General features: G+C 70.9%; 13 protein-coding genes. 2 read left to right on the top strand and 11 right to left on the bottom strand.

The window, feature by feature from the left end; genetic code table 11:
• From FGX59_RS33765 to FGX59_RS33745, 5 genes are all read right to left on the bottom strand, one after another.
• On the bottom strand, positions 1-672 hold a 672-nt coding region (locus FGX59_RS33765; RefSeq protein WP_138472718.1), incomplete at its 3' end, for an aldehyde dehydrogenase family protein.
• A 75-nt stretch (positions 673-747) separates the two neighbouring features.
• Positions 748-2,268, bottom strand: coding sequence for a tripartite tricarboxylate transporter permease (locus FGX59_RS33760; protein ID WP_138472716.1), 1,521 nt, complete (start codon positions 2,266-2,268; stop codon positions 748-750).
• Positions 2,268-2,759 carry a tripartite tricarboxylate transporter TctB family protein gene (locus FGX59_RS33755; protein ID WP_138472714.1) on the bottom strand — a complete coding sequence of 164 codons (492 nt, stop codon included), beginning with the start codon at positions 2,757-2,759 and terminating at the stop codon, positions 2,268-2,270. The genes FGX59_RS33760 and FGX59_RS33755 overlap by 1 nt, the downstream gene beginning before the upstream one ends.
• 56 nt (positions 2,760-2,815) lie before the next feature.
• Positions 2,816-3,766, bottom strand: a complete 951-nt coding sequence (locus FGX59_RS33750; RefSeq protein ID WP_138472712.1) for a tripartite tricarboxylate transporter substrate binding protein — start codon at positions 3,764-3,766, stop codon at positions 2,816-2,818.
• A gap of 59 nt (positions 3,767-3,825) precedes the next feature.
• Positions 3,826-5,034 (bottom strand): mandelate racemase/muconate lactonizing enzyme family protein, encoded by a 1,209-nt coding sequence (locus FGX59_RS33745; protein ID WP_138472711.1) that lies wholly within the window; start codon positions 5,032-5,034, stop codon positions 3,826-3,828.
• Positions 5,035-5,230: 196 nt separating this feature from the next.
• Here FGX59_RS33745 and FGX59_RS33740 point away from each other — a divergent pair, with 196 nt between their 5' ends.
• Entirely contained in the window at positions 5,231-5,914 is a 684-nt protein-coding gene (locus tag FGX59_RS33740) for a FadR/GntR family transcriptional regulator (RefSeq protein WP_138472710.1), read from the top strand.
• 7 nt (positions 5,915-5,921) lie between these two features.
• Here the strand turns inward: FGX59_RS33740 and FGX59_RS33735 are convergent, their stop codons facing one another.
• The 5 genes from FGX59_RS33735 to FGX59_RS33715 form a co-directional block, all read right to left on the bottom strand.
• Entirely contained in the window at positions 5,922-6,770 is an 849-nt protein-coding gene (locus FGX59_RS33735) for a hydroxymethylglutaryl-CoA lyase (protein WP_138472709.1), read from the bottom strand.
• Between the two features lie 4 nt (positions 6,771-6,774).
• Positions 6,775-8,097: a TRAP transporter large permease subunit gene (locus FGX59_RS33730; protein WP_138472708.1), complete on the bottom strand. Its 1,323-nt coding sequence runs from the start codon at positions 8,095-8,097 to the stop codon at positions 6,775-6,777.
• Complete coding sequence (locus tag FGX59_RS33725; RefSeq protein WP_138472707.1) at positions 8,097-8,594, bottom strand: TRAP transporter small permease subunit; 498 nt, start codon at positions 8,592-8,594, stop codon at positions 8,097-8,099. The genes FGX59_RS33730 and FGX59_RS33725 overlap by 1 nt, the downstream gene beginning before the upstream one ends.
• A 76-nt stretch (positions 8,595-8,670) precedes the next feature.
• Positions 8,671-9,705: a TRAP transporter substrate-binding protein DctP gene (dctP, locus tag FGX59_RS33720; RefSeq protein ID WP_138472706.1), complete on the bottom strand. Its 1,035-nt coding sequence runs from the start codon at positions 9,703-9,705 to the stop codon at positions 8,671-8,673.
• Between the two features lie 26 nt (positions 9,706-9,731).
• Positions 9,732-11,033 carry a hydroxymethylglutaryl-CoA reductase, degradative gene (locus tag FGX59_RS33715; protein ID WP_138472704.1) on the bottom strand — a complete coding sequence of 434 codons (1,302 nt, stop codon included), beginning with the start codon at positions 11,031-11,033 and terminating at the stop codon, positions 9,732-9,734.
• A gap of 116 nt (positions 11,034-11,149) precedes the next feature.
• Between FGX59_RS33715 and FGX59_RS33710 the strand changes: the two genes are divergently transcribed.
• Complete coding sequence (locus FGX59_RS33710; protein WP_138472703.1) at positions 11,150-12,502, top strand: PLP-dependent aminotransferase family protein; 1,353 nt, start codon at positions 11,150-11,152, stop codon at positions 12,500-12,502.
• A gap of 1,487 nt (positions 12,503-13,989) precedes the next feature.
• Here FGX59_RS33710 and FGX59_RS33705 read toward each other — a convergent pair.
• Positions 13,990-14,946, bottom strand: a 957-nt coding sequence (locus tag FGX59_RS33705) for a M23 family metallopeptidase (protein ID WP_138472701.1), incomplete at its 5' end; no start/stop codon positions are given.

The following is a 14,946-nucleotide window of genomic DNA, read 5'->3' as shown; positions in this document are numbered from 1 at the left end:
CCTTTTTCCGCCTTGAATCAAGGAGAAGACGCCCGCGGGCATGCCGGTTTTCGCGATTGCGGCATGGATCGCCTCGGCGACGATCTCGCCGGTTCCCGGGTGGGCGGAGTGGCCCTTGACGACGACCGGGCAGCCCGCGGCGAGCGCGGCCGCGGTGTCGCCGCCCGCGGTCGAGAAGGCGAGCGGGAAGTTCGAGGCGCCGAAGACGGCGACCGGGCCGATCGGCCGCTGGATCATCCGCAGATCGGGGCGCGGCAGCGGCGCGCGGTCGGGCAGCGCCTCGTCATGGCGGCGGTCGAGGTAGTCGCCGGCGCGGATGTGCAACGCGAAGAGCCGCAGCTGGCCGGTCGTCCGGCCGCGCTCGCCCTGGAGCCGCGCCTCGGGCAGGCCGGTTTCCTGGGAACCGATCTCGGTGATTGCCTCGGCGCGGGCCTCGATCTCGTCGGCGATCGCCTCGAGGAAGGCGGCGCGTTGTTCGCGGGTGGTGTAGCCGTAGGTCCAGAACGCCTCCTCGGCGGCCTCGCAGGCACGGTCGACCAGCGCGACGGTGCCGACCGAGAAGTCATGCGCCGGGCCGTGGGCCGGCTCGGAGGCGAAGGTCTGGCCGGAGGCGACCCACTCGCCTGCGATCAGGTGCTTGCCATGCGGCGTGAAAACGGACTTGTCGAGCATCTCGGGATCTCCTTGTCTGGGACGTGCAAGCGCCCGGGGAGGGCGCGGCGGCCTGGTGCCGCCGCGCGGAACATGTCAGGTATCGGCCCCGGCCATGGCGGCGCCGCCACCGCCGCGCAGGCTGCGCCAGAGCTGCCAGCCGAGCGAGGCGACCGCCATCAGGAGGAAGGCCAGCGCGATCGGATTGGCGAAGAAGGCCAGGAAGTTGCCGTCCGAGAGCATCAGCCCGCGGCGCAGGTTGGTCTCGGCCATCGGCCCGAGGATGAAGCCGATGATGAAGGGCGCGACCGGGACGCCGCCCTTGGAGAAGCCGTAGCCCAGGAGGCCGAAGACCAGGATCGTCCAGGCGTCGAACATCCGGCTCGAGAGCCCGAAGGCGCCGATCACGCAGAGCACCAGGATCACCGGCAGCAGGATGTGCTTGGGGATCGCCAGCAGCCGGACGAAAATGCGGATGCCGAAGAACTCGACGAGCAGCATCACCACCGAGGAGACGGTCATGGCGGCGAAGATGGCGTAGACCAGTTCGCTCTGGGTGACGAAGAGCAGGGGGCCGGGCTGCACGCCATGGACCATCAGCCCGCCGAGCAGGATCGCGGTCACCGCGTCGCCGGGGATGCCGAGGGTCAGCAGCGGCACCATCGCGCCGCCGATCCCGGCATTGTTGGCGGTCTCAGAGGCGACGACGCCGTCGATCACGCCGGTGCCGAATGTCTCGGGATGCTTCGAGCGGCTGCGCGCGAAGATGTAGGAGAGGATGTTCGAGGTCCCCGAGCCCACCCCCGGCAGGATGCCGACGCCGATCCCCACGGCGGAGGAGCGGAGGGCATTCGGGATCTGGCTGCGGAACTCGGCCAGCGAGAAGCCGAAGCCGCGGATGCCGGCGAGCTCGACCCGCCCCGCCTCGGGTTCGCGCATGCCGCGGGCGGAGCGGGCCGCCGAGAGCACCTCGGAGATGGCGAACATGCCGATCAGCACGGTCAGGGTCTGGAAGCCGCTATTGAGCTCGGGCATGCCGAAGGTGAAGCGGCGCGCGGCCTCGACCGGGGCGATGCCGACAGTGGAGACGGCGACGCCCAGCGTGCCGGCGAAGACGCCCTTGACGAGATTGCCGCTGGAGAGCGTCGCGATCAGCGTCAGCGAGAAGACCGCGATGGCGAAGTATTCCTGCGGGCCGAAGCGCAGCGCCACCTTGGCGAGCCAGGGCGCGACCACGGCGAGCACCGCGATCGACAGGATCGTGCCGATGAAGGAGAAGACCACGCCGACGCCGAGCGCCTTGGCGCCCTCGCCGCGCTCCATCATCGGGATGCCGTCGAAGGTGGTCGCGATCGAGGAGGGCGTGCCGGGGATCTTCAGCAGGATCGCCGAGATCAACCCGCCCGAGGTGGCGCCGATGAAGAGCGACATCAGGAGCGCCATGCCCGCGACCGGGCCCAGCGAATAGGTCATCGGCAGCGTCAGCGCGATCGCCATGACGGCGGTCAGCCCGGGCACGGCGCCGAAGACGATGCCGACGCTGGTGCCGAGGATGATGAGGATCAGGACATGCGGCGCGAAGACGGCGCCGAAGCCCGCGGCAAGAAGCTCGGCCATCAGCGCACCAGCCCGTCGAGAAGCCCGGCCGGCAGGAGCAGCCCGAAGCCGTAGCGGAAGAGCGCGAAGATCGCGGCCGAGGCGATCACGGCGATCGCGGCATGGAGCGCTGTGGCCCGCGCGTCGCGCCGCGGCGCCATCAGCTGGATCTGGGCGAAGAGATAGACCGCGGTGGCCAGCGGGAAGCCCGCGCGCGGCAGGAAGAAGAGATAGAGCGCGATCATCGCGAGCGTGGCAATGACGGCAAGGGCGCCCTTGCCGCCGGTGCCGGGCACGGCCGCGGGCTCTTCGGCGGGCGGGGCGGGGCGGCGCAGGGCGGTGACGGTCTGGACGCCGCCGAGCAGCACCATCATCACCGCCAGCAGCCGCGGGAAGAAGCTGGCATCCACGCTGCCGTCATGGGGCAGGCGGAAGGCGAGCACGGCATAGGCCAGGCCTGCCGCGAGCATGGCGCCGCCGGTCGCGAGCGCCTGGCTGGATTGAGCCTTCATGGGTCGGTCTCCGGATGGGGAGGGGAAGGGCCGCGCGGAGCCGCGCGGCCGGGAACTTACCTGGCGGCGCGCAGGTCGTCCAAATAGGCCATCAGCTTGCCGCGCAGCCCGGTCATCATCTCCTGGGTGGCGTCATGGCCGAGATAGGAGACCGGCTGGTTGTAGCCCTTGCGCAGATCCTCGGCATAGTCCGGGTTCTCGGTGATCTGCTTCACGATCTCGTCCATCCGCGCGACGATCGCCGGATCGGTGCCCGGGGGGAAGCCGAACATGTAGGGCTTGTCGAGCACGAAATCGACGCCCTGCTCGGCAAAGGTCGGCACGTCCGGGATCAGCGGGCTGCGCTCGGCATTGGGCTGGGCGAGGATGGTCAGGAGCCCGCTCTTGGCATAGTCGGCCGCCACCCCGTAGGTGATCGCCGCCAGGTCGATCCGTCCGCCCAGTAGCGCGGCGAGCTTCTCCGAGGCGGTGCCGGTATCGACCATCTTCATCTCGACCCCGGCGAGATCGCTGAAGATCAGCCCCTGCAGATGCGAATAGCCGCCGAATTCGGTGCCGTAGGTGACCGAGCCGGGGTCCTCCTTCAGCTGGGCGACGAGCTGGTCGAGGCTCTTGAACTTCGGCGAGGCGACGAAGACCGCGCCCTTGTCGACCGCGGCGACGCAGCAGACCTCGAACGTGTCCCAGGAGAAGTCCTGAAGCCCCGAGACCTCGGTGACGATGTACTGGCCGACATGGGCGAAGAGCACGGTCGAGCCGTCGGGCCGGGCCTGGCGCACCTCGTTGGTGGCGATGGTGCCGCCGCCGCCGGGCATGTTGGTCACCGCCATCGGCGTGCCGGTGATCTGCTCGAAGAACTTGGCCATCTCGCGGGCGTTGAAATCGGTGTCGCCGCCGGCCGAGCCGGGAATGACGACCTGGACGGGGCGCTCGGGCCAGGCGTCGTCGGCCTGGGCGGCCAGCGGCAGCGCGGCCGCGGCCAGGAGCGACAGGATGAATGTCTTCATGGGGTTCCTCCTCCGGAGTTTGGGGCGGGCGCAGCCTCCTGTAGCGCCCGCGGATCGTGTCAGGCGCGGGTCTCGCGCACGGTCGCGTCGGGGCGCTCGCGCAGCCCGGGCATCAGCGCGGTGCCGAGGCCGGGCGCCGCGGGCAGGCCGAAGAGGCCCTGCTCCAGCGGCGGCAGCTCGGTGACGAGGTCGCGGTACCAGGTGGAGATCGTCGCGCGGACCATCTCCTGGTAGATCGCGGTCGGCGCGTGCAGCGCCAGGTGCAGCCCGGCCCAGAGCGCGACCGGGCCGGTGCAGTCATGCGGCGCCAGCGGCTTGTTGTAGGCCTCGGCCAGGGCGGCGATCTTGCGCGCCTCGGTCAGCCCGCCGCACCAGCCCAGATCGACCATCGCGATGTCGAGCGCGTTGGCCTCGAACATCTGGCGGAAGGGCACGGCGCCGCCCAGCGTCTCGCTGCCGCAGAGCGGCGTGGCGGTCTGGCGGCGCAGGTCGGCCAGCGCGCGGGCATCGTCCATCTTGCAGATCGGATCCTCGGCCCAGTAGACGCCGTAATCCTCCAGCGCCCGGCAGATCCGCGCCGCCGCGGGCAGCGACCAGAGCGAGTGCATCTCGCACATCACCTCGATCTTCTCGCCGACCGCGCGGCGGATCTGCGCGAAGGGCTCGAGCCCGGCCTTCAGGTCGGCCAGGGTGATGCTCTGCCCGCCGCTGGCGGCGGCATAGATGTCGAAGGGCCAGATTTTCATCGCCTGGTAGCCCTCGGAGACCAGGCTCTCGGCCAATGCGCCGGCATCGCGGTTGAAGGCGATCTGGTCGTCATAGGGGCCCGCCGCCTGGTCCGCGGCGCCGATCTTGCGGTTGAAGACCTGGTTCTGGCCGGAATTGTAGGCGTAGCCCGCGCAGGTGTTGTAGGCCGCGATCGTGTCGCGCGCCGCGCCGCCGAGCGCCTCGTGCACCGGGATGCCATGGCGCTTGCCCGCCAGATCCCACAGCGCGATATCGACTGCCGCCGCGCCGCGGGTCTCGGCGCTGGAGGCGTGGTAGCCGACATAGGGGGTCAGCATGCGCCGCGAATGCCGCTCGATCAGGCGGCTGTCGCTGCCGACCAGCGAGGCGGCCAGCATGTCATGGACGACCGCCTCGACGGCGGAGGTGCCGCGGAAGGTCTCGCCGAGGCCGGTCAGGCCCTCGTCGGTGTCGATCTCGACCCAGATCAGGTTCGGCCGTTCGGCGATGCGGATCGTCCGCAGGGCAGTGATGAGCGACATGGGTTCTCCCGGCTCCATCTGTCAGATGTTTGACAGATTTACGTCATTTCTCCAACTTGGCTAACATCTATGGCGAGTCGGGACAGGCTGTCAACACGGGTTCCGGGCGGTTTTACAAGCTGGCAGGGAAAATACTTGTGATTTCCGCCTGCATCCCGGATAATCTGGCTGACAGATTTTAGGGAAGGAGAGCCGGGTGACCCAGGCCCTGTCGCGCAGCGAGGAGATCTACCTGCGCCTGAAGGACGAAATCGAGGCCGGGATCTGGAAGCCCGAAGAGCGCCTGCCGAGCGAGGGCGCGCTGGCCGGGCGGTACCAGGTGTCGCGCCCGGTGCTGCGCCAGGCGCTGACGCAGCTGCGCGCCGAGGGGCGGATCCGCTCTCGCAAGGGGGCCGGGCACTATGTCTGCGACTGCTCGAAGGGCGAGCGGATCGAATTCGGCGTGCTGCGCAACGTCCCCGACGTGCGCCAGTTCCTGGAATTCCGGCGGCTGATCGAGGCCGAGATCGCGGCCGAGGCGGCGCGGGCGATGACGCCGGAGGCACTGGAGCAGATCCGCGCCAGGCTGGCGGTCTACGACCGGGCGGTGGAAAGCGGCGCGCCCTCGGTCGAGGAGGACATCGCCTTCCACCTGGAGATCGCCCGGGCCTGTGGCAACCGCTTCCTGCTGGTCACGCTGGAGAGCCTGACCGAGCAGGCGCGGGTGGCGACCAAGCTGAACCGCGAGCTGTCCGAGACGACGCTGGCCGAGCGGCTCAGCCGGGTCTCGGCCGAGCATCACGGCATTGTCGAGGCGCTGGAGACCGGCGACCCGGAGCGCGCGCGGGCGGTGATGGAGGCGCATCTGACCGCCGGGATCCGGCGGCTCTTCGGCAGCTGAGCGGGGCTCAGGCGGGCAGGGCGCCCGCGATCGCCTCGGCTTCTGCGAGCGCCGCAAGGTCGACGCCATGGCGGAAGCCCGCCGCCGAAATCACCTCCAGCACCTGGCGGGTATCGGCATTGCCGGGCGCGCCGGGGGCGTAGGGGCAGCCGCCGAGCCCGCCCACCGAGGCGTCGAAGCTGCGCAGCCCGCGCGCGAGCGCCAGGTCCACCATCTCGCAGGCGCGGCCCGCCGTGTCGTGGAAATGCCCGGCCAGCCTTGCGGCGGGGACATGCGGCAGAAGCCGGTCGAGCAGGGCGGCGAGCGTCTCGGCCCGGCCCGCCCCGATCGTGTCGCCGAGCGCCACCTCGTAGCACCCGGCCGCCAGCAGCCGCGCGCTCCAGCGCGCCACCTCGCCGGGATCGGTCGGCCCGTCATAGGGGCAGGCGATCACCGAGGAGAGATAGCCGCGCACCGGCATCCCCGCTTCCGCGGCCCGCGCCATCAGCGGCGCGAAGCGCTCGAAGCTCTCCTCGATGGAGCAGTTCAGGTTGGCGCGGCTGAAGCCCTCGGAGGCGGAGGCGAAGACCGCCACCTCGTCGCAGCCCGCCGCGATCGCCGCCTCGAGCCCCCTGAGATTGGGCGCCAGCGCGGCGAGCCGCACCCCGGGCAGGCGGCGCACCCCGGCCATCACCTCGGCGGCATCGGCCATCTGCGGCACCCAGCGGGGGCTGACGAAGCTGGTCGCCTCGATCTTCTGCAGCCCGGTGCGGCCGAGCGCGTCGATCAGCGCGATCTTGCGCTCCGTCGGCACCGGCAGGCCGCGGCTCTGCAGCCCGTCGCGCGGGCCGACCTCGAAAAGCGTCACATCCTCCATCGGCTCACCTCCCGGCCTGCGACAGCGCTTCGGGCAGCCAGGTCACGAGCCCCGGCAGCGCGGCGAAGAGCAGCAGCACCGCCACCTGGATCAGGAAGAAGGGCACGACCCCGCGATAGACCTGGCCGATGCCGATCCCCTTGGGCAGCACGCCCTTGAGATAGAACAGCGTGTAGCCGAAGGGCGGGGTGATATAGGCCATCTGCGCGGTGATCATGAAGAGCACGCCGAACCACAGCGGATCGAAGCCGAGCGCCTTCACGATCGGCAGGAAGACCGGCACGCAGAGCAGGATGATGCCGATCTCGTCGAGGAAGAGCCCGAGGAAGACCAGCACCGCCACCATCGCCGCGAGCACCAGCCAGCGCGAGGCCTCGAGCCCCTCGACGAAGGACAGCAGCGAATCCGCCCCGCCGGTGGCGACGAAAACCGAGATGAAGGCCCGCGCGCCGATGGTGATCCAGAGGATCATCGCGGTGACGCGCAGCGTGTCGGCCGCGGCCTCCGAAAGCATCGAGACGTTCAGCCCGCGGGTCAGCAGTGCCGAGAGGGCGGCGCCGAGCACGCCCACCGCCGCCGCCTCGGTCGGGGTGGCGATCCCGGCATAGATCGAGCCCAGCACGCCCAGCACCACGAGCCCCGGCAGGATCAGGCTCTTGAGCTTGGCGAGCTTCTCGCGGAGCGGCAGATCCTCCAGATCGGCGGGGACCGGCGCCAGCTCCGGGCTGATCCCGGTGCGGATCATGATATAGGCGATGTAGCTGCCCGCCAGGATCAGCCCCGGCACGATGCCCGCGGCGAACATCTGGCCGATCGAGATCTGCGCGGTGATCGCATAGACGATGGTGACGACCGAGGGCGGGATCAGGATGCCCAGCGTGCCGCCCGCGCAGATCGCGCCGAGCGCCAGCGGCGGGTGGTAGCCGCGCGACAGCATCGAGGGCAGGGCGAGGATCCCCATCGCCGCCACCGCCGCGCCCACCACGCCGGTCATCGCTGCGAGGATGGTGCAGATCGCGATCGTGCCCACCGCCAGCCCGCCATTGAGCCGCGCGAACCAGGTCTCCATCGCGTCGTAGAGCGCGTCGATGATGGCGGATTTCTGCAGGATCGAGGCCATCAGCACGTAGAGCGGGATCGCCATCAGCGATTCCGAGGTCATCGTCTCGAAGGTGTTCAGCACCGCCACGATCAGCGCCGAGGGCCCCCAGAGCAGGATGGTCGAGACGAAGGCGATCGCGCCGAGCACGAAGGCCAGCGCCGCGCCGGTCAGCATCAGCAGGACCAGCGAGGCGAACATGAAGCCGAGGATCATCGCGCTTTCCATCAGGCGGCCTCCGCGTCCGGACCGGCAAGCGCCAGCACCGCATCGGCGGCGGCCTGCAGCAGCAGGAGCAGCGCCGAGAGCGGCAGGAAGGCCTTGGCCGGCCAGAGGACCGGGTTCCAGGCCGAATAGCTGGTCTCGCCGTAGCTGAAGGACTGCGCCACCAGGGGCAGGCTGAACCAGAGCAGGATCGCGCCGAAGGCCGCGGCCAGCGCGAGCCCCGCTAGGTGCAGCCCGCGCGCCAGCCCGCCGGTCGCCCGCTCCGAGAGGATGTCGACCGCGACATGCCCGCCCAGATGCAGCAGATGCGGCCCGCCGAGCAGGAAGAACGGCCCGAAGACCAGCGTCGCCAGCTCGGGCGCCCAGGAGGTCGGATGGGCCAGCGCATAGCGCGACACCACCTCCCAGAGCATCAGCAGGACGATGGCATAGACCAGCCATTTCGCAGCCCCGAACAGGCCGCGGTTCAGCGCGGTGATGACCCGTGCCAGTGAAATCATGGGGAGCTCCGCTGTTGCGGCCCCGCCCGGCGCGCCCGTCGGGGCGGCGGGCCGGGGCCTTGCCCTGCCGGGACGGTCAGACCAGGCGCATGTCCTGCATCAGGGCGATCTGGCTGTCCATCATCCGCCGCGACAGCTCGTCCGTGGCCGCCTTCGACCAGGATTCCGCCGCCTCCGCGCGCGCCTCGGCGATGTCGGCGGGATCGAAGTCGATGATCTCCACGCCGGCCTCGGCGAATTTGCGCAGGTACTCGCCATTCGACACCAGGATGTCCTGGCGCAGCGCGCCCGAGACCTCGCGCGCGGCCACGGCAAGCGCCGCCTTCTGCTGGCCGTCGAGCGCCTCGTAGGCGCGGGTATTGGCGACATAGGAGGTCGCGGTGGTCGGCTGGTGGAAGCCGGGCAGGATCAGGTAGGGCGCGACCTCGTGCAGGCCTTCTTCGTAATTGGCCTTGATGTCGCCGCGGTCGGCGATGTCGATCAGCCCCTTGTCGAGCGCCGAATAGACCTCCGAGGTGGGCAGCGGCGAGACCGAGACGCCGAAATCGGCCATCACCGCCGCGGCCAGCCCGACAAAGCGGCCCTTCAGCCCGGCGAGATCGGCGATCTTGCGGATCTCGACCCGCGAATGCAGCGGCTCCTCGCCATAGACGGTGGGGGCGACATAGGTCAGCCCGGCCGGGGCGTAGCTTTCGCGCGCCATGTCGAGCCCGCCGCGCTCGTAGAACCAGGCCTCGTACTGGTCGGCCTCGGGGAAGCCGAAGGGCACGGTCGAGGAGAAGCCATGCGCCGGGATCTTGCCCGCGGTATAGCCGTCGAAGGTCTTCATCATCTCGAAGGCGCCGCCGCGCACCGCGTCGAAGGCCTGGGCCGAGGGCACGATCTGGCCGCCCGCGAAGGGGGTGATCTCGAGGCTGCCGCCTGTCAGCTCGGCGACGCGGGCGCAGAATTTCTCTTCGTAGAGCATCGGCGTGGTGCCGCCGCCCCACAGCGCCTGCATCCGCCATTTCGTTGCGCCCTGGGCGCGGGCGCGCCCCGAGGCCAGGATCGCGGGGGCGGCAATCGCGGCCCCGCCGAGGCGCAGAAGGCCGCGCCGGTTGGTCGTCGTCATGGAAATCTCCTCCCTTTCCAGTCGTCTCAGGCGCCTTCGAGCACCCGTTTCGCGCAGGCGACGCTGACATCGCCCTGGGCGACGATGGCCTTGGCCACGCGGTCGATCTCGCTGCCCTCGGCGCCTGCGGTAATGGCGATGTTGCGCGCATGCAGCGTCATGTGCCCGCGCTGGATCCCCTCCGTGGCCAGCGCCCGCAGCGCCGCCATGTTCTGCGCCAGCCCGACCGCCGCGGCGACCTCGGCCAGCTCCTGCGCCGAGCCGATCCGCATCAGCTGGAGCGCCGCCTGCGCCGCCGGGTGGGTGCGCGTCGCGCCGCCGACGATCCCCAGCGCCATCGGCATCTCCAGCGTGCCGCAGAGCGCGCCGTCCGCGGCGATCTCCCAGGTGGTCAGCGAGCCGTAGCGGCCGCTGCGCGCGGCATAGGCATGCGCCCCCGCCTCGATCGCCCGCCAGTCATTGCCGGTGGCGACCACGACCGGATCGATGCCGTTCATGATGCCCTTGTTGTGGGTCGCCGCGCGGTAGGGGTCGATCAGCGCCAGCGCGCAGGCCTCGACGATGCCCTGCGCCACCTCCGCCCCCTCGAGCGCGGACGTGGCAAGCGCCGCGGCCGGGATGCGCACGCTGGCGGTGACCACCCGGCGGTCGGCCAGGTTCGACAGGATGCGCAGCCGCACCTTGCCGCCGGTGATCTCCTCGATCCGCGGCGCCAGCATCTCGGCCATCGAATTGACGGTATTGGCGCCCATCGCGTCGCGGACATCGACCAGCAGGTGCAGCACCGCCATCGGCCCGATCGGGCTCTCGGGGAAGATCTGCACCTCGATGTCGCGGCAGCCGCCGCCGAGCCCGACCAGCACCGTGTCGCGCGAATTGGCGCGCTCCACCAGCTCGTCGCGATGCGCCAGCAGCCGCGCCCGCGCGCCATGGGGATCGCCGAGCCCGAGAATCTGGATCTGGGCGCGCATCACCGGCTGGGTCGAGCTGGCGGTGAAGCCGCCGCCCGCGCGGGCGATCTTGGCCATGTAGGAGGCGGCTGCGACGACCGAGGGCTCCTCCACCGCCATCGGCACCAGGTAGTCGCGCCCGTTGACGGTGAAATTGGTCGCCACGCCCAGCGGCAGCTCGAACAGGCCGATGACATTCTCGATCATGCCATTGGCCAGCTCGACCGGCAGGGCGGGCGCGACCAGCGCATCGGCGGTGCCGGGCGCGGTCCCGGCGGCAGCGGCGACGGCGGCCAGCCGTTCGGCGGGGCCCATGTCGCGCATTCCCTCGATCCGCGAATTGACGGCGGCAGCGGCGTCGGCGGCCAGTTCGGTCATCTCTGTCTCCTCCAGGTCCTGCGCGGCACCATGGTGGCTTTCCTCCGCTTTGTATTGGTACAGTTTGCGGAAAATTTTCGGCACTGTACCAATACGAGATCGCGTACACTCCCCTCATGAGCGTGACCAAGACCGACCGGATCTACCAGGCGCTGAAGCAGCGGATCGACAGCGGCGAGCTGGAGCTGGGCAGCCGGCTGATGTCGCTGCGCCATGCCGCGGAAAGCTTCGGCGTGTCGAAGAACATCATGGTGGCGGTCTATGACCGGCTGGTGGCGGCCGGTCTGGCCAGCTCGCGGCAGGGGGCGGGGTTCTATGTCGCCATGCCGCCCGATGCCAAGGCCGAGCCGGTCAATCTGCGCGAGGCCCGCGACAGCGTCTCGCTGCTCCATGCCCAGCTCGACCGGCCCTTCAAGGTGCTGGTCGGCGACGGCCGCCCGCCGGAAAGCTGGCTTCTGAACGCGGTGCCTGCGATCACGCTCGGAACGGGCGAGGGCGGCTATGGCGGCATCCACGGCCTGCCGGATCTGCGCGCCGCCATTTCCGCGGCGCAGATCGCCCGCGGGATCGAGGCCGCCCCGGTGCAGATCGTCACCACCTTCGGCGCCAACCACGCGCTCGACCTGGTGATCCGCCGCTTCGCGCGGCCCGGCGACACGGTGCTGGTCGACGATCCCGGATACTATCCGCTCTTCGCCAAGCTGAAGCTCGCGGGGATCGCCTTCGCGGGCGTGCCCCGCGGTCCGCGCGGCCCCGATCCCGAGGCGCTGCTGCAAGCGGCGGAGCGGCACCGCGCGCGGCTCTTCTTCACCCAGTCTCTGGCGCAGAACCCGACCGGCTGGTCCCTCGACCTGCCGACCGCGCATGCCGTGCTGCAGGTGGCGGAGCGGCAGGACATGCTGGTGGTCGATGACGATCCCTTCACCGACCTGCCCGGGGTCGAGGGCGTGCGGCTGGCGGCGCTCGACCAGTTCCGCCGGGTGATCCAGATCGGCACCTTCTCCAAGATCCTCTCGCCTTCGCTGCGGTCCGGCTACCTGATCGCGGCGCCCGAGATCGCCACCTCGCTGGCCGAGCTGAAGATGGTGCTGCATGTCGCCAGCTCGAGCTTCGCCGAGCGGCTGGTGACCGAGCTGATCCGCTCGCGCCGCTACGAGAAGCAGCGCAGCCAGCTTGCCCGCCGGCTGGCCGAGGAGCGCCGCGCGGCGCTGGGACGGCTCGCCGCGCTCGGGCTCGCGCCCGAGGCGCCCCCGGCCGGCGGCCTCTACGGCTGGCTGCCGCTGCCCGGCGAGGCGAGCGATCTCGACATCGCCCAGGAGGCTGCGGCGCAGGGCATCTTCCTTGCCCCGGGCACGCTCTTCCGCGTCGCCGAGGGCGGCCCGGCGCTGCGGCTGAACTGGAGCCGGGTGAATGACAGCCGGTTCTTCGCCTTCCTGCGCAGGCTCCGCGCCCGCAGCCCGGACAGCTAGCCCGCCGGCGGTGCGCGGCGCGGCTGGCCGGGCGGGTCTGCCGGATGCCACGGTCCCGCCCGGCCGGGCGCTTCCTTCGATGTGCCGTCCTGCCTGCGGGCCGACCGGGCTCCAACCACCGCCTGAGCGCGCCGTATCCGTGTCGTAGCCCGCGCCCCGTTCAGGCCTTCGGCACAGTCCGCCGCAACGGAGTCTGGCATCTTGTGCTGGAAAGCCGTCCGAAAGAGGCCCCGATCCCGGAGGCTCGAAGTCCGAGGAAAAGTCGGCCAACCAGCGCGCTCCAAAATGCGATGATGCGACCCGGGATCCCGCGGAGCCGTTGGAAAAGGCGGGCAGAGCTGCGCCCCCTGGCCTCGGCACCTGCCCGCCCGGCCCCAGTGCCGGCTCATCCGCAGCCCCGATTCCAGGCACGTCACGGCCGCCGCGCGAAAACGCCTGTCTGTCCAGCGCGCCTGCCCGCGGCGGCGCCCTCCGTCGTTTGGCATCCTCGACCACTGCCGTCCTTTCCAGCCGCGCCGGGCCACCGTCCGGCCCGTCTCCATGCGACCAGTGGCGAGACGGCGGCTGGCGCGGTCCTTCCTCACGCAGTCCGCCTGTCACGCGCCCGGCTCGAACGTTGCATGGCGCGCCCTTGGTCACCGCGGACAAGTCGATGGCGGAAGGGGCGACAGGATCCTCTTCGCTGACGGCGACGTGCAGCGAGCGAGAGGACAAGACCCCGTGCCGTCGCGCAATCCTGTGGCAGACCCTTAAATCGGCACTGCAGGGCCGTCCCGCAGACGTCCTCGCCGCCGACAGTGGAAAGCGCCCGCGCCGATCTGGCCATTCCGGATCCAATCGTTGCGCCGAGCAGCCGTCCGTCAATGCCGCTCACGCGGCCGGGCCCGCCTTGCCTGGCCTGCCGGCCAACGCGGGTTTGGACGGCCCATTCAGGCGCGCGGGCACGACCGTTCGGCCGCGCCCAAAGGGAAACCGGCAAAGCGGGGCTGCGGCTTCCCGCACCGCCCTATCGCATCCGCCCCGCGGCGCGACTCCGGCCGCGCTTCGAGATCAGGGACCGCCGGTCTTCTGTCCTCCGCAGGCGGCGCGGCAGGGCACCCTAGCCGGTGTGGCCCGTCCGCAGCTCATCTGCCCTGCCTGTCGCCATGGTATCATGAGCATCTGCCGGATGAACTCGATTTGACGTGGGGACCATGCTCTGGCCCGGGTGCGATTGCCCTGCGAGCGTCCTTGCGGCGGCGCGGGCCAGGCTGGACAGTCGTGCCGTGACATCCCGTCAGCCGCCATTCTGCCAGTCAGCCCGGGTCAGTCCCGACCGTTGGAGGCGCAAGCTGCCAGCCCTGTCGCGACGTTGCCTCCGGTACAGACAGCTTCCGGTCTCCTCTGTGCCGGCGAGGACATGAGACGTCGCTGCCACCGAACAGGCAACTGGAAAGCGCACGGCCGGCCGCGCGGCCCGGTCCGTGCCGGACGGGCCTGCGTCGGGCTCAGAGGCCCGGCGCGACGGTCTCGCCCTGATGGGGCTCGCCGCGCGCCACGGCGGCGCCGTCGGCGCGATAGTCCAGGAACTGCGCGGGCAGGCCCTCGCCCTCGCCCAGGACGGGGCTTGTCTGCATGTGGAAATGCAGATGCGGCTCCGAGCTGTTGCCGCTATTGCCGCATTCGCCGATCTTCTGCCCGGCCGCGACGCGCGCTCCCGGCGCCACGGCGACGCTGCCCGCGCGCAGATGGGCGAGGAAGCCGTATTCGCCCGCGCCGAAATCGATCACCACGTGATTGCCGGCCGGATGCGCCCGGTCCGCGCCGCCGATCGGCTGGTCTGCCAGCCCGTCCTCGGCGCGCACCACCTCGCCCGCCGCAGGGGCCAGCACCGGACGGCCCCAGCAATGGTAGCCCGCAAGCTCTGCCGGATCGCCCGCCTGCGCGCGCCCGTCCTCGAGCACCAGCAGGTCGATGGCGAAGCGCTGGCCGCGATCGGCGGCATGGTAGTTCTCGGGCACCGTCCGCCCGCCCCAGACGACATGCCACGCGCCTTCGACGGGCAGGCGCAGCGCGGCCTGGCTGCGGTAGCCGAGCCGGCTGCTCGGCGCAGGCTCGGCCGCGGGGCGCACGAGAAAGCCCGCGATCTGCCCTTCGGCATCGAAGGTGACGAGCATCTCGACCGGCTCGCCGTCTGCGCTCCAGCGGGCGAGGCGCATGTAGGTGTCGAGCCGGGCGGCATGGCGCCAGGTCTGGGCGAGCAGGGCCTCCTCTGTGCCGAAGCCCGCGGCGAGCGCGGTCCGCAGGTCTCCGAGCGCTTCGGGCGTGCCGAGCGCGGCGCGCAGGGCGGGCGCGGCGCCGTCCCAGATCGGGCCGGTCTCGCCCGCGAGGAAGGCTTCGGCGAGGGCGCTGCCGCGGGCCAGCGGATCGGCGGAGGCGGCGGCGGGGGCGGCGCAGGCAAGGGC

Source organism: Poseidonocella sp. HB161398, from assembly GCF_005870025.1.
In the GTDB taxonomy this organism is placed as follows: Bacteria; Pseudomonadota; Alphaproteobacteria; order Rhodobacterales; family Rhodobacteraceae; genus Mangrovicoccus.
This window is presented reverse-complemented; position numbering and strand designations above follow the sequence as displayed.

Coding starts and splice junctions, on each gene's coding strand:
- FGX59_RS33760 (WP_138472716.1), bottom strand. CDS start 2,268: ATGGCCGAGCTTCTTGCCGCGGGCTTCGGCGCCGTCTTCGCGCCGCAT.
- FGX59_RS33755 (WP_138472714.1), bottom strand. CDS start 2,759: ATGAAGGCTCAATCCAGCCAGGCGCTCGCGACCGGCGGCGCCATGCTC.
- FGX59_RS33750 (WP_138472712.1), bottom strand. CDS start 3,766: ATGAAGACATTCATCCTGTCGCTCCTGGCCGCGGCCGCGCTGCCGCTG.
- FGX59_RS33745 (WP_138472711.1), bottom strand. CDS start 5,034: ATGTCGCTCATCACTGCCCTGCGGACGATCCGCATCGCCGAACGGCCG.
- FGX59_RS33735 (WP_138472709.1), bottom strand. CDS start 6,770: ATGGAGGATGTGACGCTTTTCGAGGTCGGCCCGCGCGACGGGCTGCAG.
- FGX59_RS33730 (WP_138472708.1), bottom strand. CDS start 8,097: ATGGAAAGCGCGATGATCCTCGGCTTCATGTTCGCCTCGCTGGTCCTG.
- FGX59_RS33725 (WP_138472707.1), bottom strand. CDS start 8,594: ATGATTTCACTGGCACGGGTCATCACCGCGCTGAACCGCGGCCTGTTC.
- dctP (WP_138472706.1), bottom strand. CDS start 9,705: ATGACGACGACCAACCGGCGCGGCCTTCTGCGCCTCGGCGGGGCCGCG.
- FGX59_RS33715 (WP_138472704.1), bottom strand. CDS start 11,033: ATGACCGAACTGGCCGCCGACGCCGCTGCCGCCGTCAATTCGCGGATC.
- FGX59_RS33710 (WP_138472703.1), top strand. CDS start 11,150: ATGAGCGTGACCAAGACCGACCGGATCTACCAGGCGCTGAAGCAGCGG.